Source organism: Amycolatopsis nigrescens CSC17Ta-90 (genome assembly GCF_000384315.1).
Lineage (GTDB): Bacteria > Actinomycetota > Actinomycetes > Mycobacteriales > Pseudonocardiaceae > Amycolatopsis > Amycolatopsis nigrescens.
In genome coordinates this window covers 8874750-8894816 of record NZ_ARVW01000001.1, presented here as the reverse complement: position 1 = coordinate 8894816, position 20067 = coordinate 8874750, and the positions used below count along the sequence as shown (strand labels likewise).

At 69.8% G+C, this 20067-nt stretch carries 18 protein-coding genes; 14 read left to right on the top strand and 4 right to left on the bottom strand.

What is annotated here, in order from left to right; all coding sequences use genetic code 11:
• Positions 1–269 precede the first annotated feature (269 nt).
• Positions 270–434: a hypothetical protein gene (locus AMYNI_RS49495; RefSeq protein WP_157357741.1), complete on the bottom strand. Its 165-nt coding sequence runs from the start codon at positions 432–434 to the stop codon at positions 270–272.
• Positions 435–603: 169 nt separating this feature from the next.
• Between AMYNI_RS49495 and AMYNI_RS46860 the strand changes: the two genes are divergently transcribed.
• From AMYNI_RS46860 to AMYNI_RS0142090, 9 genes are read left to right on the top strand one after another with little or no spacing between them, the layout of a single operon-like run.
• Positions 604–1395, top strand: coding sequence for a glycosyltransferase family 2 protein (locus AMYNI_RS46860; protein WP_084628612.1), 792 nt, complete (start codon positions 604–606; stop codon positions 1393–1395).
• Entirely contained in the window at positions 1392–3509 is a 2118-nt protein-coding gene (locus tag AMYNI_RS47865; protein WP_020674174.1) for a glycosyltransferase family 2 protein, read from the top strand. The genes AMYNI_RS46860 and AMYNI_RS47865 overlap by 4 nt, the downstream gene beginning before the upstream one ends.
• Positions 3506–3871, top strand: a complete 366-nt coding sequence (locus AMYNI_RS47670; RefSeq protein ID WP_020674173.1) for a hypothetical protein — start codon at positions 3506–3508, stop codon at positions 3869–3871. Before AMYNI_RS47865 ends, AMYNI_RS47670 begins: the two co-directional genes overlap by 4 nt.
• Positions 3868–5166: a hypothetical protein gene (locus tag AMYNI_RS0142115; RefSeq protein ID WP_026361598.1), complete on the top strand. Its 1299-nt coding sequence runs from the start codon at positions 3868–3870 to the stop codon at positions 5164–5166. The genes AMYNI_RS47670 and AMYNI_RS0142115 overlap by 4 nt, the downstream gene beginning before the upstream one ends.
• Positions 5163–6932 carry a hypothetical protein gene (locus tag AMYNI_RS46850; RefSeq protein ID WP_020674171.1) on the top strand — a complete coding sequence of 590 codons (1770 nt, stop codon included), beginning with the start codon at positions 5163–5165 and terminating at the stop codon, positions 6930–6932. Before AMYNI_RS0142115 ends, AMYNI_RS46850 begins: the two co-directional genes overlap by 4 nt.
• Positions 6929–7993 (top strand): polysaccharide pyruvyl transferase family protein, encoded by a 1065-nt coding sequence (locus AMYNI_RS46845; protein WP_020674170.1) that lies wholly within the window; start codon positions 6929–6931, stop codon positions 7991–7993. The genes AMYNI_RS46850 and AMYNI_RS46845 overlap by 4 nt, the downstream gene beginning before the upstream one ends.
• On the top strand, positions 7990–8559 hold the full coding sequence (locus tag AMYNI_RS50655) for an acyltransferase (RefSeq protein WP_020674169.1): 570 nt from the start codon (positions 7990–7992) through the stop codon (positions 8557–8559). The genes AMYNI_RS46845 and AMYNI_RS50655 overlap by 4 nt, the downstream gene beginning before the upstream one ends.
• A complete protein-coding gene (locus tag AMYNI_RS0142095; protein WP_020674168.1) occupies positions 8556–8759 on the top strand; it encodes a hypothetical protein in 204 nt (67 codons plus the stop codon). The genes AMYNI_RS50655 and AMYNI_RS0142095 overlap by 4 nt, the downstream gene beginning before the upstream one ends.
• A 28-nt stretch (positions 8760–8787) precedes the next feature.
• Entirely contained in the window at positions 8788–9603 is an 816-nt protein-coding gene (locus tag AMYNI_RS0142090) for a glycoside hydrolase family 16 protein (RefSeq protein ID WP_020674167.1), read from the top strand.
• Here AMYNI_RS0142090 and AMYNI_RS46840 read toward each other — a convergent pair whose 3' ends face one another.
• Positions 9604–10545, bottom strand: coding sequence for a LysR family transcriptional regulator (locus AMYNI_RS46840; RefSeq protein WP_020674166.1), 942 nt, complete (start codon positions 10543–10545; stop codon positions 9604–9606). It lies immediately after the preceding gene.
• A gap of 122 nt (positions 10546–10667) precedes the next feature.
• Here AMYNI_RS46840 and dnaE point away from each other — a divergent pair, with 122 nt between their 5' ends.
• Positions 10668–14252, top strand: a complete 3585-nt coding sequence (gene dnaE, locus AMYNI_RS0142080; protein ID WP_020674165.1) for a DNA polymerase III subunit alpha — start codon at positions 10668–10670, stop codon at positions 14250–14252.
• A gap of 117 nt (positions 14253–14369) precedes the next feature.
• The gene (locus AMYNI_RS0142075; protein ID WP_063713796.1) at positions 14370–16106 is read left to right on the top strand and encodes an alpha-L-fucosidase; all 1737 of its coding nucleotides are present in this window, start codon (positions 14370–14372) and stop codon (positions 16104–16106) included.
• Between the two features lie 12 nt (positions 16107–16118).
• Here the strand turns inward: AMYNI_RS0142075 and AMYNI_RS0142070 are convergent, their stop codons facing one another.
• Together AMYNI_RS0142070 and AMYNI_RS0142065 are read right to left on the bottom strand one after the other, a co-directional pair.
• On the bottom strand, positions 16119–16553 hold the full coding sequence (locus AMYNI_RS0142070) for a VOC family protein (protein WP_026361597.1): 435 nt from the start codon (positions 16551–16553) through the stop codon (positions 16119–16121).
• A gap of 37 nt (positions 16554–16590) precedes the next feature.
• Positions 16591–17571, bottom strand: coding sequence for a hypothetical protein (locus AMYNI_RS0142065; protein ID WP_020674162.1), 981 nt, complete (start codon positions 17569–17571; stop codon positions 16591–16593).
• A 203-nt stretch (positions 17572–17774) separates the two neighbouring features.
• Between AMYNI_RS0142065 and AMYNI_RS0142060 the strand changes: the two genes are divergently transcribed.
• Genes AMYNI_RS0142060 through AMYNI_RS0142050 form a run of 3 tightly spaced genes read left to right on the top strand, consistent with a single transcriptional unit; the run spans position 17775 to position 20031 of the window.
• A complete protein-coding gene (locus tag AMYNI_RS0142060; protein ID WP_026361595.1) occupies positions 17775–18164 on the top strand; it encodes a GntR family transcriptional regulator in 390 nt (129 codons plus the stop codon).
• The gene (locus AMYNI_RS0142055) at positions 18161–19060 is read left to right on the top strand and encodes an ABC transporter ATP-binding protein (protein ID WP_020674160.1); all 900 of its coding nucleotides are present in this window, start codon (positions 18161–18163) and stop codon (positions 19058–19060) included. Before AMYNI_RS0142060 ends, AMYNI_RS0142055 begins: the two co-directional genes overlap by 4 nt.
• On the top strand, positions 19057–20031 hold the full coding sequence (locus AMYNI_RS0142050) for an ABC transporter permease (RefSeq protein WP_020674159.1): 975 nt from the start codon (positions 19057–19059) through the stop codon (positions 20029–20031). The genes AMYNI_RS0142055 and AMYNI_RS0142050 overlap by 4 nt, the downstream gene beginning before the upstream one ends.
• Positions 20032–20067: the final 36 nt, after the last annotated feature.

Genomic DNA, 20067 nt, shown 5'->3' with positions numbered 1-20067 from the left:
CTGACTGGTATGCAGTGGTTGAGACCATTGACAAGATGAGGTGAACCTGTGATCCTCATCAATCACATTCAGTTCATGATCCGTCACCCAACAACCGTTTCGGACTTCTCATGAGGGACAAACGCCCCGCCCCTTCGGTTACCCGGTGCGATGGGACGAGATTCTGTCACCCCATCGCTGAGAGCGTTCCGCCACGTCTTTTCCCGCACACCATCCCGGGTGTGGGAACCGGCAGAAGATGCCGAAGACCGAGTGGATTCTGATCCTGGCTACCGCGCCGGATCTTCGCGCGCCTTGAGTTGACGCTCGGCGCGCTTGTCTCGCCTGAACTCAGGGCATTTTTGCACACCGCAACTGCCGCAGTCGCTGCCTGGGCGGAAATGCTGATGTGCGGCCTTCGCATGTCCGCAGACGCACATCTGCTCCTCGGCCATCAGCGCTGCCATCCTTCGTGCGGTCGACCAGTCCCGACCAAGTGTACCCGACGGGCGGCACGCCCCCGAGTTCTGCCGTGCTGCCCGGTTTCAGCGTATTGATGCCGAATGACGCCACCGGACAATTCGGAAGGGCGGTGATTCGGACCGACACCTGTGAGAGGTGGCCATGCGCTCTCCCGATCCCCGGATATCCATTATCGTCCCCGTCCTCAACGAAGCGAGAAACCTGGAGGTCGTGCTCCCGAAACTGCCCCCGGTGCACCAGGTGATCCTGGTCGACGGTCATTCGGTCGACGATTCCGTCGAGGTGGCCAGAAAGACCCTTCCCGGCATCGAGGTGGTCACCCAGACCCGTGCCGGCAAAGGAAACGCGCTGGCCTGCGGGTTCGCTCAGGTGACCGGCGACGTGGTGGTCATGTTCGACGCCGACGGGTCGGCGGCCCCCGAAGAGATCCCGCTGTTCGTCAAAACCCTGATCGCCGGGGCGGATTTCGCCAAGGGCAGCCGGTTCGCCCGTGGCGGCGGCAGCGACGACATCACCCTGCTCCGGCGGTCCGGCAACGCGGCGCTCAACCTCATCACCAACCGGCTGATGCGCACCCGGTTCACCGATCTCTGCTACGGGTACAACGCGTTCTGGGCGGACGTGCTGGACACGCTGAAGCTGCCCGCGGTGGACCTGCCCGCCGGCTCGGGCCGGCAGTGGGGCGACGGCTTCGAGATAGAGACGCTGATCAACTGCCGGATCGCGCTGGCCGGTCTGAAGATCACCGAGGTGCCCAGCTTCGAGCGCGACCGGCTGCACGGCACCAGCAACCTGGCCACCTTCCGCGACGGGGTCCGGGTGCTCCGGGTGATCTTCCGCGAGCACGCCCGTGCCCGGCGGCTGCGCCGACGACGCGCCAGACTGGGGGCCGAGACCGTGGAGAACGGGCTGGACCGGGCGGTGCGCCCGTGAACGAGCGCCTGCCGACGGTTTCGGTGGTGATCTGCTGCTACACCGAACAGCGCTGGCACGATCTGGCCGAGGCGGTCAAGTCGCTGGCGGGTCAGACCAGCGCCCCGGCCGAGGTGCTGCTGGTCGTCGACCACAACCCGGCGCTGGCAAGCCGTGCGGCGGCCGCCTTCGATGGCGGCGCGGTGCGGGTGCTCGCCAGCGACGGCCGCCAGGGGCTTTCCGGCGCGCGCAACGCCGGGGTGCGCGCGGCCACCGGCGAGATCGTCGCCTTCCTCGATGACGACGCGACGGCCGATCCCGGCTGGCTCGCGGAATTGCTCGCGCCCTACGCGGATCCGCTGGTGATGGCGGTGGGCGGGAAGGCGCTGCCGGTCTGGCCGGACGGTGCCGCCCCGGCCTGGCTGCCGGCCGAGCTGTACTGGGTGGTCGGCTGCGGTTTCACCGGCCAGCCGGTCGAGCTGGGCGAGGTGCGGAACCTGATGGGCTGCGCGATGTCCTTCCGCCGCGACGTGGTGCTGAGCCTCGGCGGGTTCGCCGAGGAGATCGGCCGGACCGCCGCACTTCCGCTGGGCTGCGAGGAAACCGAGCTGTGCATCCGGCTGCGGCAGCGACTGCCCGGCGCCAAGGTGATCCTGCAGCCGGCGGCCACCGTGCGGCACCGGGTGACCGAAGAGCGGACCGGCTGGGCCTACCTGCGGCGGCGGAGCTGGTCGGAGGGACTGTCCAAGGCGGCCATCTCCCGGATGATCGGCAGCCAGGACGCCCTGTCCACCGAGCGGTCCTACGTCCGCTCGGTGATCCCGCGCGCGCTGCTGCGCTCGCTCGGCGGCGCGGTGCGCGGTGCCGGCTCCCGCCGCGACGCGGTCGCGGCCGGGGGAGGGCTGCTACTGGCCACTTCCGCGGCTGGGGTTGGCTACCTCGCGGGCCGGGTGCGGTCGAGGCGCCCGGCGGCCCCGGAGTTCACACCGACCAGGTTGTGCACGGTGGATCTCGAAGTGGACCGTCCGGACGAGGTCGAGTGCGCCGGGGACGCGCTGGTGCTGGTCCGCTCGGGCCGGTCCGTGCTCGGAACCGTCCACAAAGGACAAGACGAGCGGTCGTTGCCCGCCGACGAGATCCGCGAACTGGCCGGACTGAGGCCGGTGCGGCCGTCGCCGCCGGCGGTACTGCCGAGGGTGAGCGTGGTGCTCGCAACGGCGGGTGATTCCGCGCTGCTGCGGCGATGCGTGCACAGCGTGCTCGCCACCGGCTATCCCGATCTCGAAGTGCTCGTGGTGGACAACGTGCCCGGCCGCGCCCGACCGGAGCTGCGGGAGCTGGCCGCGTCCGACGAACGCGTGCACTATCTGCGCGAACCGGAACCCGGCGCCAGCCGGGCCCGCAACCTGGGCGCGCGGCGGGCCACCGGCACCGTGCTCGCGTTCACCGACGACGACGCGGTCGCCGACGCGCACTGGCTGACCGAGGGGGTGGCCGAGCTCGCCCAGCCCGGCACCGACTGCACCACCGGCCTGGTCATGCCGATGTGCCTGGACACCGCGGCGCAGGTGTGGTTCGAGGAGTTCGGCGGTTTCGGCAAGGGATACCAGCGCCGGGTGTTCGGGCCGGAGACACCGGGCGGGGCGGCCCGCTACCTGTTGTCCCCTGGCGTTTTCGGCTCGGGCAACAACATGATGTGGTCGCGGGACGCGTACCTGTCGCTCGGCGGGCTCGACGAACGGCTGGGGCCGGGCCGCCGCACCCGCTCCGGCGAGGACCTCGACCTGTTCCTCCGGCTGCTCGGCTCCGGCGGGCGGCTGGCCTACACCCCGCACGCGCTGGTGTGGCACGAGCACCGGGCCACGGAAGAGGAACTGCGCCGTCAGCTGCGCGGCTACGGTACCGGGCTGGCCGCGATGTTCCTGCTCTACACCCGGCGTCCCGGTGGCCCCGCCGCGATCGCCGGCGCGCTTCCGCGCGGGCTGCGCCTGTTCGCCGACCCCCGTTCCGAGCGCAACGCGAGCCGTGGCCGTGGCTATCCCCGCCGGCTGCTCGTCGAAGAGCTGCGGGGCGTGGCGGCCGCGCCGGCGGCGCTGCTGCGGGAAGTGCTGCAGGCGAGGGGACGAGGCCGATGAGCGAGCAGCGCACCCGGTGGATCGCGGCGCTCCTGCTCGGCCTCACCGGATTGACCGGGCTGCTGGCCGTGTTCGACCTTTCCGGCCCGCTGCGGCTCGCCGTCACGGTGGCGTTCTTCGCGCTGGTGCCCGGCTGGGCCGTGCTCGCCAACTTCGGGCCGGGCACCGGCTCGACGACCTGGGCGCTGGCGGTGGCGCTGAGCGTCGCCGTCGACCTGATCATCGCCCAGGTCATGCTGCTGACCGGCGCTTGGAGCCCGGCCACGGCTTCGGTCTGCCTCCTGTCGGTGAGCGCCGTACTGCTGGTGGTGCGGCTGGTTCCGGTCCGGTTTTCCCGCGCGGACGCGGGAGGCGGCCGATGAGCGGGCGTGCTCCGGCACTCGCGCCGGAACAGCCGGCAGGTGATCGCCGCGTGCTCGGTGACGGCACCGCGCTCTCGCTCAGCGCGGCCGTCACCGGGCTGGCCGGGCTGCTGTGCTGGATCGTCGCGGCGGCCACGCTGCCCCAGGACGCGGTGGGGCGGGCGTCCGCGTTCGTCTCCGGGTTCATCCTGGTGGCCGGGATCGCCCAGCTCAACGCCGGGCTCGGCATCCTGCGCTGGCTGCCGCGCGCCGGTGCCCGCACCGGCCTGCTGGTCGGCCGTGCGTACCTGGTCGTCGCGGTGGCGGCGACGGTGGCGGCGCTGGTGTTCCTGCTGCTGCCAGCCGGGGACGTGGTCGGCCATGGCATGGGGGGCGCCGGGGCGCTGCTGTTCGTGCCGGCGAGTGTGTGCTGGGCGCTGTTCCAGTTGCAGGACTACGTGCTGGCCGCGCTCGGCCGCGCCTGGTGGGTGCCGATGTTCAACGGCGCGTTCGGGTTGGCGCGGGTGCTCGCGCTGCCGGTGCTGGGCGCGGCGCTCGGCACGTTCGGCGTGCTGGTCTCCTGGATCGCGCCGACGGTGCTGTTCACCGTGTTCGCCGGAGTGCTGATCCTGGTGTTGGTGCGGCAGCGGACAGTGCGGGCAGTGCAGGCGGGGATCCCGGCCGAACTGCCGGGACGCCGGGAGGTGCTGTCCTTCCTCGGGCCGACCTACCTCGCCACGATCGGCACCGCGGTGCTGTACAACTCGGTGCCGCTGCTGGTGATCGGGCACTACGGCCCGGCGCTCGGCGCCACCTTCTTCGTGATCTGGACCGGGCTCAACGCGGCCGACTACGCGGTCAACGGGTTCGTCAACTCGATGGTGCTGCGGGGATCCGCCGATCCCGCGGCCCGGCCGTCGATCCTGCGACTGGTCGGCAAACGGCTGGCCGTCCTGGTGCCGGCGGGCGCGGCGGCCGGTGCGGTGCTCGCGCCGGTCCTGCTGGGCCTGTTCGGCCATGCCTACGCGGAGCAGGGGACGGCGGCGCTGCGGGTGCTGCTGGCCGGGCTGGTGCTGCGAGTGCTGGTCGCGCTGGGCGTCGCCGTCCGGCTGATGGCAGGGGACGGCAAGGGCGCCGGCGCGATCCAGGCGTCGAGCGCGGTGCTGGTGCTGCTCGGTGTGCTGCTGGCGCCGGCAGGCGCGGCGCTGCTCGGGCCGGCGCTGGGCTACCTGCTCGCGCAGTGCCTGGTGCTCGTGGTGGTGCTGCCCGGCTTGATCCGTCGGTTCCGCGAACGCGGTGGCGAGGTGGTCCGGTGAGTGTGGTGACCGGGGAACGGACGAGCGGCACAGACGTCGTGCCGGAACGAAAGACGGCACGCTGGCTCCCGCCGGCACTGTGCCTGGCGGCGGTCGGCCTGCAGGCGTGGTTCCTGCGGCCGGTCGATCCGGGGCGGCTGGACTCCTTCGGCCTGCTCACCGCCCTGCATCCGGCGGTGCTGCTGGGGCTGGCCGGGTTGTCGGCCGGGTTCGTGCTCGAGCTGCGCTCGGCGCGGCCGCGGACCTGGCTGCTCGCGCTGGCCTGCCTGGTCGCGGTGGCCGGCCGGTACGGGCTGCCGTCGCTGGTCGAACCGGCGGCCCGGCTGCCGGTGGCCTGGCTGCACGCGGGCTGGAGCGACTACATCGCCGGGCACGGCGAGGTGCTGCACAACTTCGACGCGCGGTTCTCCTGGCCCGCCTTCTTCGCCTTCATCGCCTGGCTGAGCCGGCTGGCCGGGATCGAGAACGCGGCCGAACTGCTGAACTGGGCGCCACCGGTGCTCACCGGGCTGGCCGCGATCGGGGTGCATGCGGTCGCCGTCGCGGTACTCGGCCGTGGCCGGGGCGCGTGGCTCGCGGTCTGGGTGTTCCTCGGCGTGAACTGGGTCGAACAGGACTACTTCTCCCCGCAGGGACTCGCTTTCCTGCTCTACCTCGGCGCGCTGGCCGTGGTGCTGCGGTGGTTGTGCCGTCCGGCGATCACCGAAGCGGCGGGCTGGTCGTTCCGGCCGTCCTGGCCGGACCGGGCGGAAGGCTCGGCGCGGCCGCTGCAGGCCGCACTCGTCCTGGTCGTGCTGATCCTCGCGCTGGCCCCGGCCCACCAGGTGACGCCGTTCGCGCTGGCCGCCGTGCTGGCGGTGCTGACCGTCTCGGGCAGGCTGCGCATGCCGTGGCTGCTCGCGGTCGCCGTGCTGGCCCCGCTGACCTGGCTGGTGCTGGGCGCGGGGGACTACTGGATCGGCCACCTGCACGTGCTCACCGGTGGGATCGGCGACCTGTCCGGCGCGGTACGGGAGAACGTGGAGCAACGCGTCACCGGTGACGCCGGCCGGATGGCGGTGCTCGGCCTGCGGGCCGGGCTGGTCGCGTTGGTGGCCGGCCTCGCCGCGCTCGGCTGGTGGGGGCTTCGCGGTCCGAAGGGCAGGCCGGTCGCGCTCGCCGCCGCGGCGCTCGCGCCGATCGGCCTGGTCGCCCTGCAGTCCTACGGCGGGGAAATGCTGCTGCGGTCCTATCTCTACGCCCTGCCGCTGCTGTGCGCACTGGCCGGTGCGGCACTGAACCGCCTGCTCACCGGGTTCCGCCGGTTCGCGACGGCGTCGGTGGTGGTACTGCTCGGCGTGGCCGCGGTGATGCTGGTCGGTGCCAGGGGCGGGAACGACGGCTATGTCGCCTTCCGCGACGAGGACCGCGCGGTGGTCGCCGAGGCGTACCGGGTCGCTGATCCCGGTCAACGGATCGCTTCGCTGACCGCGTATGCCCCGCTGAACTGGGCCAGGGTCGGTGAGGTCAAGCAGGGCTCGCTGGAGCGGAGTTGCCCGCCCGAGGCCGCCGCCGGCCCCTGCGTCCGCGGGCTCGGCCCCGAGTTCGTGGTGATCACCCGCGCCCAGGACAACTACGGGGTGACCATGCTCGGCCTGCCCGCCGGCTGGAGCGGCTCGGTGCGCGCCGAGCTGGTCTCGTCCGGCGCCTACCGCGAGCAGCTGGCCCTCGGCGACGCGGTACTGCTCGCCCGCACGTCACAGCACGAAACCGGAGGTTCACGATGACCGACCCGCGTACCCGGCTGCTCTACGTCGGCTGGACCGGGCAGGGCAATCTCGGGGACGACGCCATCGCCGATGCGCTGCTCCCTCGGCTGTCCACAGTGGAGCCATGGCAGGTGCCGCACGACCCGGCCGGGTTCGCCCGCCGGGTGCTCGGCGGCGGCCTGATCGGCGCGGGCGGACGGGCCGTGCTGGTCGGCGGCGGCACCGTGGTCGGCAGGCGGAACTGGCGGCTGCTGCTGAGCGCGACCGGTGCGCTGCTGGCCAGGCGGCGGCCGTGGTACCTGATCGGCATCGGCGTCGAGGATCCGGCATTCCAGGGCAAGAACTCCTTCTCCGGCAACGGGGAACTGGCCCGCTGGACCGGGTTGTGCGGGCGGTTCGACCGGGTCACCGTGCGCGGCCCGCGTTCGGTGGAGCTGCTGGCGTCGGTCGGGGTCGAAGCGGAACTGGTCGGTGATCCGGCGCTGCTGCACGAGCCGGGCCGAGCCGGGGTGGTGCGGGAGAAGCTGCTCGGCGTCAACCTCGGCTTCGGTGACGACCTCTGGGGCCACGACCACGACCGCGTGCTGGCAGAGGTGGCGGAGACCGTCCGCGGTCTGGTGACCGACGGCTGGTCCGTCCGGTTCATGGTGATCAACCCGAAGGACGGACCGCTGGCCGCGGCGGCGGTGCGCCTGGCCGGGGTGCCCGAGGAGCGGGTGGAGGTGCGCGCCACCCGCACGGTCGCGGACTACCTGGACGCGGTGGGCGAGTGCACGGTGCTGTTGGCCGAACGGTTGCACGCGCTGGTGCTGGGGGCGGCGGCCGCGGTGCCCCTGGTCGGACTGGAGTACCAGCCGAAATGCGCGGACTTCCTCGGCTCGGTCGGCAGTGCGGAGCGGTCCGTCCGCACCGACCGGGTCGGCGCCGCGGTGCTGCGGGAACACGTGGACAACCTTGCCGCACAACGGGATGCGGAGTCCGCGCGGCTGCTGGGGCGGGTGGACGACCTGCGTTCCCGGCTTCGCCGCGAGCTGGACGCGATCCGGTCAAGCACCGGTGACGCACTGGCGAGCCGATGAAGGCCGCACCGGAGGTTCGCGCCGGCTGGCCCGCGAAGCTGCGCCGCGAGCTGGGTATCGAGCTCGGTTTCCTGACCAAGCGGGCACTGCTCAACGTGATCGCCGGCAGCACGCTCATGCCAAGGGTGCCGCGCTGGGCGCTCTACCGGGCCTGCGGCATCGACGCCCGCACGATGAACATCTTCCCCGGCCTCCAACTGGCCGGGCGGCCGCGGAACCTCCGCATCGGCCGGGGCACGTTCGTCAACGTCGGCTGCTTCTTCGAGCTGGTCGCCGAAGTCGCCATCGGGGAGGACTGCCAGCTCGGCATGCAGACCATGGTGGTGACCTCGCACCACGCCGAGGCGCACGGCGAGGTGTCGCGGCGGCCGGTCGGCCGGCCGGTGCGGATCGGCAACCGGGTCTGGACCGGCGCCAGGGTGACCATCCTGCCCGGGGTGCGGATCGCCGACGACGCGGTGATCGCGGCCGGGGCGGTGGTGACCGCCGACTGCCCCGAGCCGGGGGTATACGCCGGGGTGCCGGCCAGGCTGGTCCGCGCGCGGACCGGGCAGGGGCACCGGTGAACCCGGCCGCCACCGCGCTGTCCTGGTCCGCGGCCGGCGTCTTCGCCGTGTTCCTGGTGCTCGTGCTGGCCAGGATCACCGTCGCCGAACGGGCCAGTGACGGGAGCCGGTACCGGCTTAGACGGCTGGACCTCGCCGCGGGGCTGGCCACGGTGCTGCTGATCGTGCTGCTCACCGTGCGGGTACTGGCCGAACTGTAGAAAACACCACCGAGATCGGAGCGAGGCGATGACGGCGAAAACCGGCAGGACCCGGCGGAAGGTACTGGCGATCGGCGCGGCACTGACGCTGCAGGCCGGTGTCAGCGCGGGCACGCCCGCACTGGCAGGCCAGGACAGGGCCGGGGTAGACGCGATGGCGGCGGGCCGCGAGCTGGTCGACGCGGACGAGTTCACCGGCTCCGCCCTGGACAAGACCAGGTGGGGCACCTACGACGGCAACTCGTCCAACGGCATCTCCAGTTGGAAGCCCAGCGAGCTCTCGGTCGGCGACGGAGAGCTGCGCATCAACGGCCGGGGCAAGGACCCCACCGGCGCCGGCAACGTCTCCGGCGCACTGTGCTGGTGCCTCGGCAAGGGCGACCAGACCTACGGGCTGTGGATGGTGCGCGCCAAGTTCGACCCCGGCAAGGGCTACGGGGCGGCGATGCTGCTGTGGCCGAAGTCCAACGTATGGCCGCAGGACGGTGAGCTGGACATCGTGGAGAGCGTCCGTCCACAACGGATTTCGGCGCTGTCCTCGGTGCACTGGGGGGAGCCGCCGAACGGCGAACGCGACAGCGGGAAGCTCTGGGGCGACTACACCCAGTGGCACGTCTACGCGGTGGACTGGCAGCCGGACTACGTCAAGTTCTCCATCGACGGGCAGACCGTCTACGACACCAGGTACAGCACCAAGAAACCGGCCATCCCGAACAAGCCGATGCACCTGGTGATGCAGCAGGACCCCGGCCCGTACGGTGCGCCGGGCTGGATCCCGGCGCCGGACGAGACCACCCCCGACAACGTGGCCGTGCACGTGGACTGGGTGCGCATGTACCGGTAGTCACCCGTCCAGTCCGAAGTCCGCTCGCTCCGAAGTGGACAGTGAAATCTCGCGTGGGTCCGGCGGGCGGTAGCCGGCGCGGACGTGCTCGATGAGCGCGGGCAGCGCGGGATGCCGGTTGTCGCGACGCCAGAGCAGGGTGAACGGGTATACCGGGATGGGCCGGGTGACCGGGATCCGGACGATCCGCGGGTGCCAGGGAAGCTGGGTCTTCTCACCGGCGAAGCTGATCTTGTCCGTCGCTTCGCCCAGCTCGTCGAGCAGGTACTCGATGCCGAAGTCGGGGCCGGTGGTGTCGATCCGGAGGGAGAACTCCGCGGCCAGCCCCCGGTAGAAGTCCGCCCACTCGCTGTCCGGCTCGTTGCCGGGCATCCACGCCGTCGCGCCGGCGAGCTCGGCGAGCCTGACCTGTTTCCGGCTCGCCAGCCGGTGCCCGCGGCCGACCAGCAGGTGCAGCGGCTCCAGGTAGGCGGGGGTCCGCGCGATCGACTCGTGCAGGGTGCCGATGGTCCTGACGAACGTGGCGTCGATCGTGCCGCGCACGAGTCCGGGATGGGCGCTGCGGAATCCGTCCGAGAGCACGATGTCGATCTCCACGTCGCGGTTGTCCTGGTGGAACGCCCGGAGCAGCTCGGTCGAGGCGATGCGGGTGTTCAGCACGTCCACCCGGAGCGGGCGCCGCCGCCGTCGGATCGCTTCGGTCGCCTGGTCGGCCGTGCCGATCAGGGCGCGGGCGTAGGTGAGGAAGGACTCACCGTCCTCGGACAGGCTTGCCCCGCCGCGTGCGCGGTGGAACAGGGTCGCGCCGAGATCGGCTTCGAGCTTCGCGATCCGCTTCGAGATCGCCTGCTGGCTGATCTCGAGCTGGACGGCGGCCTCGCCGAAGTGCCGGTGCTCGACGATTGCCACGAAGGCGCGGACCGCACCCAGGTCCAGCTCCATCTGCGCTCCTTCCACAACCGCTGGTTGTTCTTGGCCGGCGTGTCGATTGTTGGACAGGGCTGCTGTCCCTTGGGTCAAATGCGCTGGCCGGGTCCAAGCCTACAACCGTGAGGAGTGAGTCCATGGACTCCTTCGTCCATCTGCATGTGCACACCGAGTATTCGATGCTTGATGGTGCGGCGAAGATCGCTCCGTTGTTCGCGGAGGCGTCGGGGTTGGAGATGCCGGCGGTGGGCATGACCGATCACGGCAATATGTATGGGGCGGATGAGTTCTATCAGCAGGCGAGGAAGGCCGGGCTGAAGCCGATCATCGGGGTGGAGGCGTATGTGGCGCCGGAGAGCCGGTTTCACAAGAAGCCGGTGTTTTGGGGGCAGTCGAACCAGCGTGGTGCGGATGAGTTCGGTGAGGGCGGGGATGTTTCGGGTAGTGGTTCGTATACGCATATGACGATGTTGGCGGAGAACAGCACGGGTTTGCGTAATTTGTTCAAGCTGACGTCGTTGGCGAGTTTGCAGGGGTATTACCGCAAGCCGCGGATGGATCGTGAGTTGATCGCGGAGAATCATGAGGGGATCATCGCGACGACGGGGTGTCCGTCGGGTGAGGTGCAGACGCGGTTGCGGCTGGGGCAGTGGGCCGAGGCGTTGCAGGCGGCGTCGGATTACAAGGATATTTTCGGGGCGGACAATTTTTTTCTGGAGTTGATGGATCACGGGTTGCCGATTGAGCGGTCGGTGCGTGAGGGTTTGCTGGAGATCGGCGGTCAGCTGGGGTTGCGGCCGTTGGCGACGAATGATTCGCATTATGTGACGAAGGATCAGGCGGATACGCATTCGGCGTTGTTGTGTGTGCAGGCGGGGAAGACGCTGAATGATCCGAATCGGTTCAAGTTCGATGGTGATGGTTATTATCTGAAGTCGGCCGCGGAGATGCGGGAGTACTGGGACTCGGAGGTTCCGGGTGCGGCGGATGCGACTTTGCTGATCGCGGAGCGGGTCCAGTCCTACGAAGAGGTCTACTCCCACCAGGACCGGATGCCGGTGTTCGAGGTCCCCGAAGGGCATGACGCGTCGTCCTGGCTGCACGAGCAGGTGATGGACGGCCTGCGGTGGCGGCTGCCGGACGGGGTGCCGCCCGCCTACCTGGAGCGGGCCGAGTTCGAGATCGACGTGATCACCCAGAAGGGGTTCCCGGCCTACTTCCTGATCACCGCCGACCTGATGCGCCACGCCCGCGAGGTGGGCATCCGGGTGGGGCCGGGCCGTGGTTCGGCCGCCGGCTCGCTGGTGTCCTACGCGCTGGGCATCACGAACCTCGATCCGCTCGACCTCGGTCTGCTGTTCGAGCGGTTCCTGAACCCCGAGCGCGTCTCGATGCCCGATATCGACATGGACTTCGACGACCGCCGGCGTGGTGAGATGATCCGCTACGCCACGGACAAGTACGGCGCGGACAAGGTCGCGCAGGTGATCACCTTCGGCACCATTAAGACGAAGGCGGCGATCAAGGACTCCGCCCGGGTGCACTACGGCCAGCCCGGTTACGCGATCGCGGACAAGATCTCCAAGGCGCTGCCGCCGCCGGTCGCGGCGAAGGACATCCCGCTTGCCGGCATCGTCGACCCTGGGCATGAGCGCTACGGCGAGGCGGCCGAGGTCCGCGCGTTGGTCGAGAACGACCAGGAAGTGGCGAAGATCTTCGATACGGCCCGCGGCCTGGAAGGGCTGATCCGCAACGCGGGCGTGCATGCCTGCGCGGTGATCATGTCGGCCGAGCCGCTGGTGGACGCCATTCCGCTGTGGCAGCGGGACGACGGTTCGATCATCACCGGTTGGGACTATCCGTCGTGCGAGGCCATCGGTCTGCTGAAGATGGACTTCCTCGGCCTGCGCAACCTCACCGTCATCGGCGACGCGATCGACAACGTCAAGGCCAACCGGGGCGAGGACATCGACCTGGACACGCTGAAGGTGGACGACTCCGAGGCATACCAGCTCCTGGTTCGCGGGGAGAGCCTCGGCGTGTTCCAGCTCGACGGCGGGGCCATGCGCGACCTGCTGCGCCGCCTGCGGCCGACCGGGTTCGACGACATCATCGCGGTGAACGCGCTGTACCGGCCCGGCCCGATGGCGATGAACACGCACAACAACTACGCGGACCGGAAGAACGGTCGCCAGCCGATCGAGCCGATCCATCCGGAGCTGGCGGAACCGCTGCGGGAGATCCTGGCCGAGACCCACGGCCTGGTGGTCTACCAGGAGCAGATCATGCAGATCGCGCAGCGGGTGGCCGGGTTCTCGATGGGCCGCGCGGATGTGCTCCGCCGGGCGATGGGCAAGAAGAAGAAGGAAGTGCTGGAGAAGGAGTTCGAGGGCTTCCAGGCCGGGATGCGGGCCAACGGCTTCTTGGATCAGGCGATCCAGGCGCTGTGGGACACGATCCTGCCGTTCGCCGGGTACGCGTTCAACAAGTCCCATGCCGCGGGGTACGCGCTGGTGGGTTATTGGACGGCGTACCTCAAGGCGAATTACACCGCGGAGTACATGGCGGCGTTGTTGACGTCGGTGGGGGATAACAAGGACAAGTCGGCGATTTATCTGTCGGAGTGTCGTCGGTTGGGGATTCGGGTGTTGCCGCCGGATGTGAACGAGTCGGCGTTGAGGTTCGCGGCGGTGGGGGATGACATCCGGTTCGGGATGGGTGCGGTTCGCAACGTGGGGGCGAACGTGGTGGAGTCGGTGATCAAGACCCGGCAGGAGAAGGGGAAGTATTCCACGTTCACCGATTTTCTGGACAAGTCGGAGTTGGTGGCGTGCAACAAGCGGGTTATCGAGTCGTTGATCAAGGCGGGTGGGTTCGACTCGCTGGGCAATACCCGGTTGTCGATGGTGCAGGTGCACGAGGACGCGGTCGAGGCCGTGGTGCCGCTCAAGCGGCAGCAGGCGATGGGCCAGTTCGACCTGTTTAGCCCGGGTGCGGGTGTCCCGCTGGGGTCGAGTGGGGATGATGCGGAGGTGTCTGCGTCGTCGCCGTTGGCGCATCTGAAGTTCGGTGAGGAGGAGTATCCGCGTAAGCAGTTGTTGGCTTATGAGCGGGAGATGCTGGGGTTGTATGTGTCGGCGCATCCGCTGGATGGTGCGGAGCGGATTTTGCGCAAGCATGCGAAGAAGCCGATCGCGGCGATTTTGGCTGATCCGCCGAAGGAGGGTGAGCTGATCGTGTCGGGGTTGATCACCTCGTTGGATCGGCGGGTGAACAAGAAGGGGGAGCCGTGGGCGATTTGCACGGTGGAGGACATGGATGCGGCGATCGAGGTGTTGTTCTTCCCGAAGGCGTATGTGATGTTCTCGGCGGATTTGATCGAGGACAACGCGGTGGTGGTCAAGGGCCGGGTGAACTGGCGTGAGGACAAGATGTCGGTGTTCGGTGGGGGGTTGATCCCGCTGGACCTCTCCGACGCCGCGATCGGTGAGGAAGAGCCGCCGCTGGTGCTGCTGGCCGCCGCGGAGAAGATCGACCAGTCCGTGGTCAGCGAGCTCAAGCAGACCCTGCTCGCACACAAAGGCGACACCCCGGTGCAGGTGACGCTGGTGGGCAGGCGGGGGCGGACCCGGTATGCGCTCGACGAGTATCCGGTCGCGGTGTCGTCGATGCTGATGGGGGAGCTCAAGACGATCCCTGGTATTTCGCCAGTGGCCCGTTGACCCTGAGTACAGCTCCGATCTCTTGCTCTATCCCGGTGATCCTTTCCGACTCGTCTACCGTTGCGGGCGGTCCTGCGCTAGACATACATCGGATGTATGTCGAAAGGGGATTCCCCGATGCGTAGTCGCGTGCTGACGGTGGCCGTCGCGGTCGCCCTGGCCTGCCCGCTGATCGGCGTGACCACCGCGGCAGCCGGGGTGGCCACTGACGGGACCGAAGGCCGCTGCACGGGCCCGATCCGGCCCGCGCCGCTGCTCACCGTCGAGGACTGCGATTCGCCGGGGCGGATCCTGCGCAAGGCGGCTGCCGTGGTGCCCACCCCGCAGCAGCTCGCCTTCCAGCGGCTGGAGACCACCGCGTTCACCCACTACGGCATGAACACCTTCACCGATCTCGAATGGGGCCTCGGCACCGAACCGGAGACCTTGTTCGCGCCGGAGAACGTCGACGTGGACCAGTGGATGCGGGCGTACAAGGCGGCCGGCGCGAAGCAGGTGATGCTGACCGTCAAGCATCACGACGGGTTCGTGCTCTACCCCTCCCGCTACACCAACCACTCGGTGCTCGCCAGCGACTGGTGGCTGGACAAGAACTGCCCGGACCTGGACCCGGTGCGGCGGGCGAGGGCCGGGGCGGAGGCGAACCGGACCGCGCCGGACGCGTACTGGCAGGTGCGCGACGCGGGCTGCGAGAACCCGCAGGGCGACGTGTTCGGCGAGTACGTGCGCGCCGCCCGCGCGGCCGGGCTCAAGGTCGGCGTCTACCTTTCGCCGTCGGACGGGGCCGAGTTGCCCAAGAGCAGGGTCGACGACCAGGGCAGGCACCCGGCTGGCCAGGCGCGGTACGCGAACAAGAGCGCGGCCGTCCCGCGCACCATCCCGACGCTGGTCGACGGCGACGACCGCGCCGGCCGCCCGCTGCCGACGTTCGAGTACACCGTCAACGACTACAACGCCTACTACCTGAATCAGATCTACGAGGTGCTCACCCAGTACGGCCAGGTGGACGAGTTCTGGATGGACGGCGCGAACCCCTGGCGGGACGAGGGGATCGTGGAGGACTACGACTTCACCGCCTACTACGACCTGATCCACCGGCTGGCGCCGCAGGCGGTGCTGTTCCAGGCGGCGGCCGGGGTGCGCTGGGTCGGCAACGAGAAGGGCATCGCGCGGGAGAACGAGTTCAGCCCGGTCGCGATGACCGCCGACCCCCGCACGGACTACGCGGAGTGGACCTACCGCGGCGGGGCCGAGGCGGCCGATCTCGGGTCGCGCGCGGCCATCACCGATCCGGCCACCCGCTACCTCGGCTGGATGCCGGCCGAGGCGGACGTGTCCATCCGGCCCGGCTGGTTCTTCCACCGGTCCCAGCAGCCGAAGAGCCCCGCCGAGCTGGTCGACCTCTACCGCCGCAGCGTGGGCCGCAACTCGGTGTTCCTGCTCAACGTCCCGCCCGGCCCGGACGGCCGCATCGCGGAGGCCGACGTCCGCTCGCTCACTTCGTTCGGACAGTCCATAAAGGACACCTACCGCGATGCCAACCTGCTGCCACGGCCATGGCAGCCGCGGGGTACCACCGGCGAGCTGATCCTGGACACCGGCGGCCGCGGCTTCGACCAGGTGGTGCTCGGCGAGGACATCGCCCGCGGGCAGCACATCGAACGGGTCACCGTGGACGGTCTGGTGGACGGCCGCTGGCAGCGCCTTGCCGAGGCGGGCACCGTGGGCTACCAGCGGATCCTGCTGCTGCCCGAGGAGACCACCGCCCAGCAGCTGCGGGTGCGCGTGCTGCAGTCCCGCGCCGAACCGAGGCTCTCCAGGGTCAGCGTGCACCGCACGGCCGCCCCCGGCTAGGGCGTCGGCTGCTCAGTCGAGGCAGAAGTCGTTGCCCTCGATGTCAAGCATCCAGATGCACGACTCGTCGAAGCCGTCGGCAAGCAGTGTTCGCTCGCGTGCCGCGCCGAGCGCGACCAGTCGTGCGCACTCGGCCTCGAGTGCGGCGAGGCGTTCTTCACCCACGAGCCCGGTGCCGACCCGCACGTCGAGGTGCACCCGGTTCTTGACGACCTTGCCTTCGGGAACGCGCTGGAAGAACAGCCGCGGGCCCACGCCGTTGGGATCAACGCAGGCGAACGCCGCACCCTGACGCTCAGGCGGCAGCGAGCGATCGAATTCCTGCCAACTGGCGAAACCCTCCGGCGGCGGTGGTACGACGTACCCCAGCACCTCGCACCAGAAACGAGCGACGCGCTCGGGTTCCGCGCAGTCGAAGGTGATTTGGACCTGTTTGACCGATGCCATCGGCTCACCATAGTGGTGCGTGCCGAGCACCTGCCTCCTAATTATTGGGAGACACGCCCCGGGAGTCCCACCAGGTCAGCACCCGGGTGCCGAACAGGGTCAGCCATTTCGACGGCAGCCCGGCCGGCACGTCGACCTCGAACCACATCCGCCCCGGAAGCCGGCCGGCCTGGAGCCAGCGGCCGTCCGGCTGCCTGGCGGTACGGATCAGCTCGACCGCGTCGGCCAGGCGCGGGTCCGGCTCCGCGCCGTCGAACAGCGCGGCCCGGCGGAAGTACTCGGCCGCGTTGAGCACGTCGTAGGACCAGCGGATCGGGTAGGCGAACCGGTTCACCCACGGTGCCACCGGTTCGCCCGTCGAAAGACGGCGGAACAGCCCGCGCCGCAGGAGGTACTCCTCGCCGGAGTGCCGGGCGGCGCGCGACGCGTCCGTGCCGCCGGTCGCGACGTCGTAGGCGAGCAGCCCCTTGAGGGAATTGAGCGTCGAGTGGAACGACGACCGCGTCGAGCCCTCGACCCACTCGCAGTTCCAGCCGCCGTCGGACAGCCGATGCGCCAGGAACCAGTCGACAATGGCGGTGACGTCGGCGCCGAGCCACAAGCCGTTCGCGACCGTCCACGCGTTGATGCAGCAGTCGACCTCGCCACTCCAGTACGGCAGGTTCTGGTACTCCCAGCGGCTGTTCTCGGCGAGCAGCTCGGCCGTGCGGCGCTCGCGCAGGACCGCGGGGTCGAGGCCCCACTCCCGCAACGAGTTGAGCGTCCAGGTCGTCGCCGTCCAAGGCTGCCCGGCCTCTTCTGCCGCTTCGGGGTCGTGAGCGGGGAAGAACGCGCCGCCTGCCCACTGGCCGTCCGGATCCTGGAGCGCGAGCAGGCGCGCGCCGAAGCCCTCGGTCGCGATCTTGGCCCGCGTCGCTGCCCAGACCTCGGGCGGTTCGCCCACGAGGTCGCGCTCGACCTGCCAGCGCAAGGCCGGATCGGAGTCACGAAGCCACGTGATCACGCCGCTGCCCACCATGCCGCGACCCTACCCACGCCCCCAACGGCAAATAGCCGGCTTTTTGCCCTTTGGGTCGGGACGGGTGCGGTGGGGTGGCCCCCGAACGCCACCCCACCGGCCTGCCCGCTCCCCGTTCTCCCCTGCGAGCGAAAGCAGCTTGACATACCTGCTGTTAGCTAGTCAACTAGTGTCTTAGTTGAGTAGAACAATTTGGAGGTGTGGTGGTCGAGTTCCGCGTGGACCGGGCCAGTGGCCTCCCCGCGTACCTGCAGCTGGTGCGGCAGGTACGAGAGGCGCTGAGACTCGGCTGGCTGAGACCGGGAGACCGGTTGCCCACGGTGCGCGACGTCGTCGCGAGCAGCGGGGTGAACGCCAATACCGTGCTCAAGGCGTACCGCGAACTGGAGTTCACCGGACTGGTCGAGGCACGCCAGGGGGCGGGCACGTTCGTCAAGACGGCGCTGGGCACGGTCGATCCGGAAGTCATGGCCGAGCTGCGCGACAGCCTCAGCGAATGGGTGAGCAGGGCGCGGGCGGCGGGGCTGGAGGACGAGGACGTGGACGCGCTGCTGCGCGTGGTCCTCGTGGAGAAAGGGGTGGAGATCGCATGACGACCGCTGTGGTCGACCAGATCGTGACCGAGGCAGGCGTCGGGCTGCGGGCGGCGGGGCTGAGCAAGCACTATCGCCGGTCCCTGCTGCGCGGCGGCACGAACGAGGCATTGCGGGACTGTTCGTTCGAGCTGCCGGCCGGCAAGGTGGCCGCGCTGATCGGCGCGAACGGCGCGGGCAAGACGACGCTGCTCAGCCTCCTTTCCGGGGTGCTCGCGCCGGACGCGGGCCGGGTCCACACGGCGGGCCGCACTGCCTTCGTGTCGCAGGAGAAACCGGTCTACCGCCACCTGAACGCCACCGACGTGCTGCGTTTCGGTGCCCGCCTCAACCGGGTCTGGGACGGCGAAAGGGCTGAGGCGTGGCTGAAACGCTTCGAAGTCCCGCTGGATCGCGCGTGCGGCAGGCTTTCCGGCGGGCAGCAGGCGCAGGTGGCCTTCGCGGTGGCACTGGGCTCACGCCCGGACGTGCTGCTGCTCGACGAGCCGCTGTCGAACCTCGACCCGCTCGTCCGCCGCGAGGTGATGGCGGACCTGCTGACCGAGGTCGAGGACACCGGCATGACCGTGGTGCTGTCCACCCACGTGGTCGCCGAGCTCGGCGGGGTGGCCGATCACCTGCTGCTGCTGACGCACGGGCGGCTGGTGGTCAACGGGGACATGGACGAACTGCTCGGCGCGCACAGGTACTACGTCGGACCGGCGGCGGAAAGCCCGCCCGGTCCCGGGGAGGTGGTCGAGGCGCGGCACCGGGGACAGCAGTCCACCTTCCTGGTGCGGCTGCCCGAAGGCGCCGGTGCGCCCCGGCCGGCCGAACCGTGGACGGTGCGGCCGGTGACGTTGGAGGACTTCGTGCTGGCTCATCTGGCCAGGGCGCGGAAGGAGGGAGCGGCATGACCGCCACCGCTGTGCGGCCGGCCGCGAAACGGGTCGGCTGGGGAGATCTGCTGTGGATCGGCTGGCGGCAGCACCGGCTGATGCTCGCCGGCACCGGCGTGCTCACGCTGGGCCTCGCCGCCGTGATGACGGCGCTCGGGTTGTACGCGGCCTCGACCGGCGACGTTCGGGCCTCGATCCTGGGCTTCAGTTCGGTGACCGGGACCGCGCAGCTCGCCGTCGCCGCTGTGATGGGCTACAGCGCGCTGATCGCGGTGTTCTGGGCCGCGCCGCTGCTGGCACGGGAGTACGAGCAGCGGACCCATCTGCTGGTGTGGAGCCAGGACGTCTCGGCGGCGCGCTGGCTGATCGGCAAGGCGACGCTGCTGACCGTGGTCGCGGTGGCGCTGTCGCTGGTGCTGGGCACCGCGTCGAACGTGATGATGCACCAGATCAATGCCGCGAAGGCGGGGGACTATCCGTCGTTCAACCTGTTCGACACCCAGTACTTCGAGGTCGTGCCCCTGGTGCAGGCTGGTTACGCGCTCTTCGGGTTCGCGCTCGGGCTGGCGGTCAGCGCGCTGAGCCGCCGGACCGTGCTGTCGATGGGGGTGACCTTCGGCATCTTCTTCGTGGTCCGGGGAGCGATCGCCCAGCTGGTGCGGCCGTACTACCAGCCACCGGTACGCGTGACGTACCCGCTCGACGGCCAGACCGAGCAGGTCTACCACACGCTCTACGTCAGCAGCGGAATGCTGGACGCGGCCGGCAACCCGGTCGAATACCCCACCGCCTGCAATCGCGGGTACAGCGACGCCGACGGTTACCGCCAGTGCCTGACCGAGCAGGGCGTGGTGAGCAACTACCGGGACTTCCAGCCCACCGACCGGCTCGGCACCTTCCAGCTCATCGAGTTCGGCATCTACACCGTGCTCGCGGCCGGGCTGTTCGTGCTCGCCTGGTCGACCCTGCGCAGGGTGAGCAGGCTCTGACCCTGATGGGCGCTTTCCGTGACAGCGCACGGAAAG

Bases quoted from the DNA above. Each gene is read 5' to 3' on its own strand.
- AMYNI_RS0142055 (WP_020674160.1), top strand. From the start codon at position 18,161: ATGACGACCGCTGTGGTCGACCAGATCGTGACCGAGGCAGGCGTCGGG.
- AMYNI_RS46860 (WP_084628612.1), top strand. From the start codon at position 604: ATGCGCTCTCCCGATCCCCGGATATCCATTATCGTCCCCGTCCTCAAC.
- dnaE (WP_020674165.1), top strand. From the start codon at position 10,668: ATGGACTCCTTCGTCCATCTGCATGTGCACACCGAGTATTCGATGCTT.
- AMYNI_RS0142075 (WP_063713796.1), top strand. From the start codon at position 14,370: ATGCGTAGTCGCGTGCTGACGGTGGCCGTCGCGGTCGCCCTGGCCTGC.
- AMYNI_RS0142090 (WP_020674167.1), top strand. From the start codon at position 8,788: ATGACGGCGAAAACCGGCAGGACCCGGCGGAAGGTACTGGCGATCGGC.
- AMYNI_RS46840 (WP_020674166.1), bottom strand. From the start codon at position 10,545: ATGGAGCTGGACCTGGGTGCGGTCCGCGCCTTCGTGGCAATCGTCGAG.
- AMYNI_RS0142070 (WP_026361597.1), bottom strand. From the start codon at position 16,553: ATGGCATCGGTCAAACAGGTCCAAATCACCTTCGACTGCGCGGAACCC.
- AMYNI_RS0142065 (WP_020674162.1), bottom strand. From the start codon at position 17,571: ATGGTGGGCAGCGGCGTGATCACGTGGCTTCGTGACTCCGATCCGGCC.
- AMYNI_RS50655 (WP_020674169.1), top strand. From the start codon at position 7,990: ATGAAGGCCGCACCGGAGGTTCGCGCCGGCTGGCCCGCGAAGCTGCGC.
- AMYNI_RS49495 (WP_157357741.1), bottom strand. From the start codon at position 434: ATGGCCGAGGAGCAGATGTGCGTCTGCGGACATGCGAAGGCCGCACAT.
- AMYNI_RS0142115 (WP_026361598.1), top strand. From the start codon at position 3,868: ATGAGCGGGCGTGCTCCGGCACTCGCGCCGGAACAGCCGGCAGGTGAT.
- AMYNI_RS47670 (WP_020674173.1), top strand. From the start codon at position 3,506: ATGAGCGAGCAGCGCACCCGGTGGATCGCGGCGCTCCTGCTCGGCCTC.
- AMYNI_RS46845 (WP_020674170.1), top strand. From the start codon at position 6,929: ATGACCGACCCGCGTACCCGGCTGCTCTACGTCGGCTGGACCGGGCAG.
- AMYNI_RS0142050 (WP_020674159.1), top strand. From the start codon at position 19,057: ATGACCGCCACCGCTGTGCGGCCGGCCGCGAAACGGGTCGGCTGGGGA.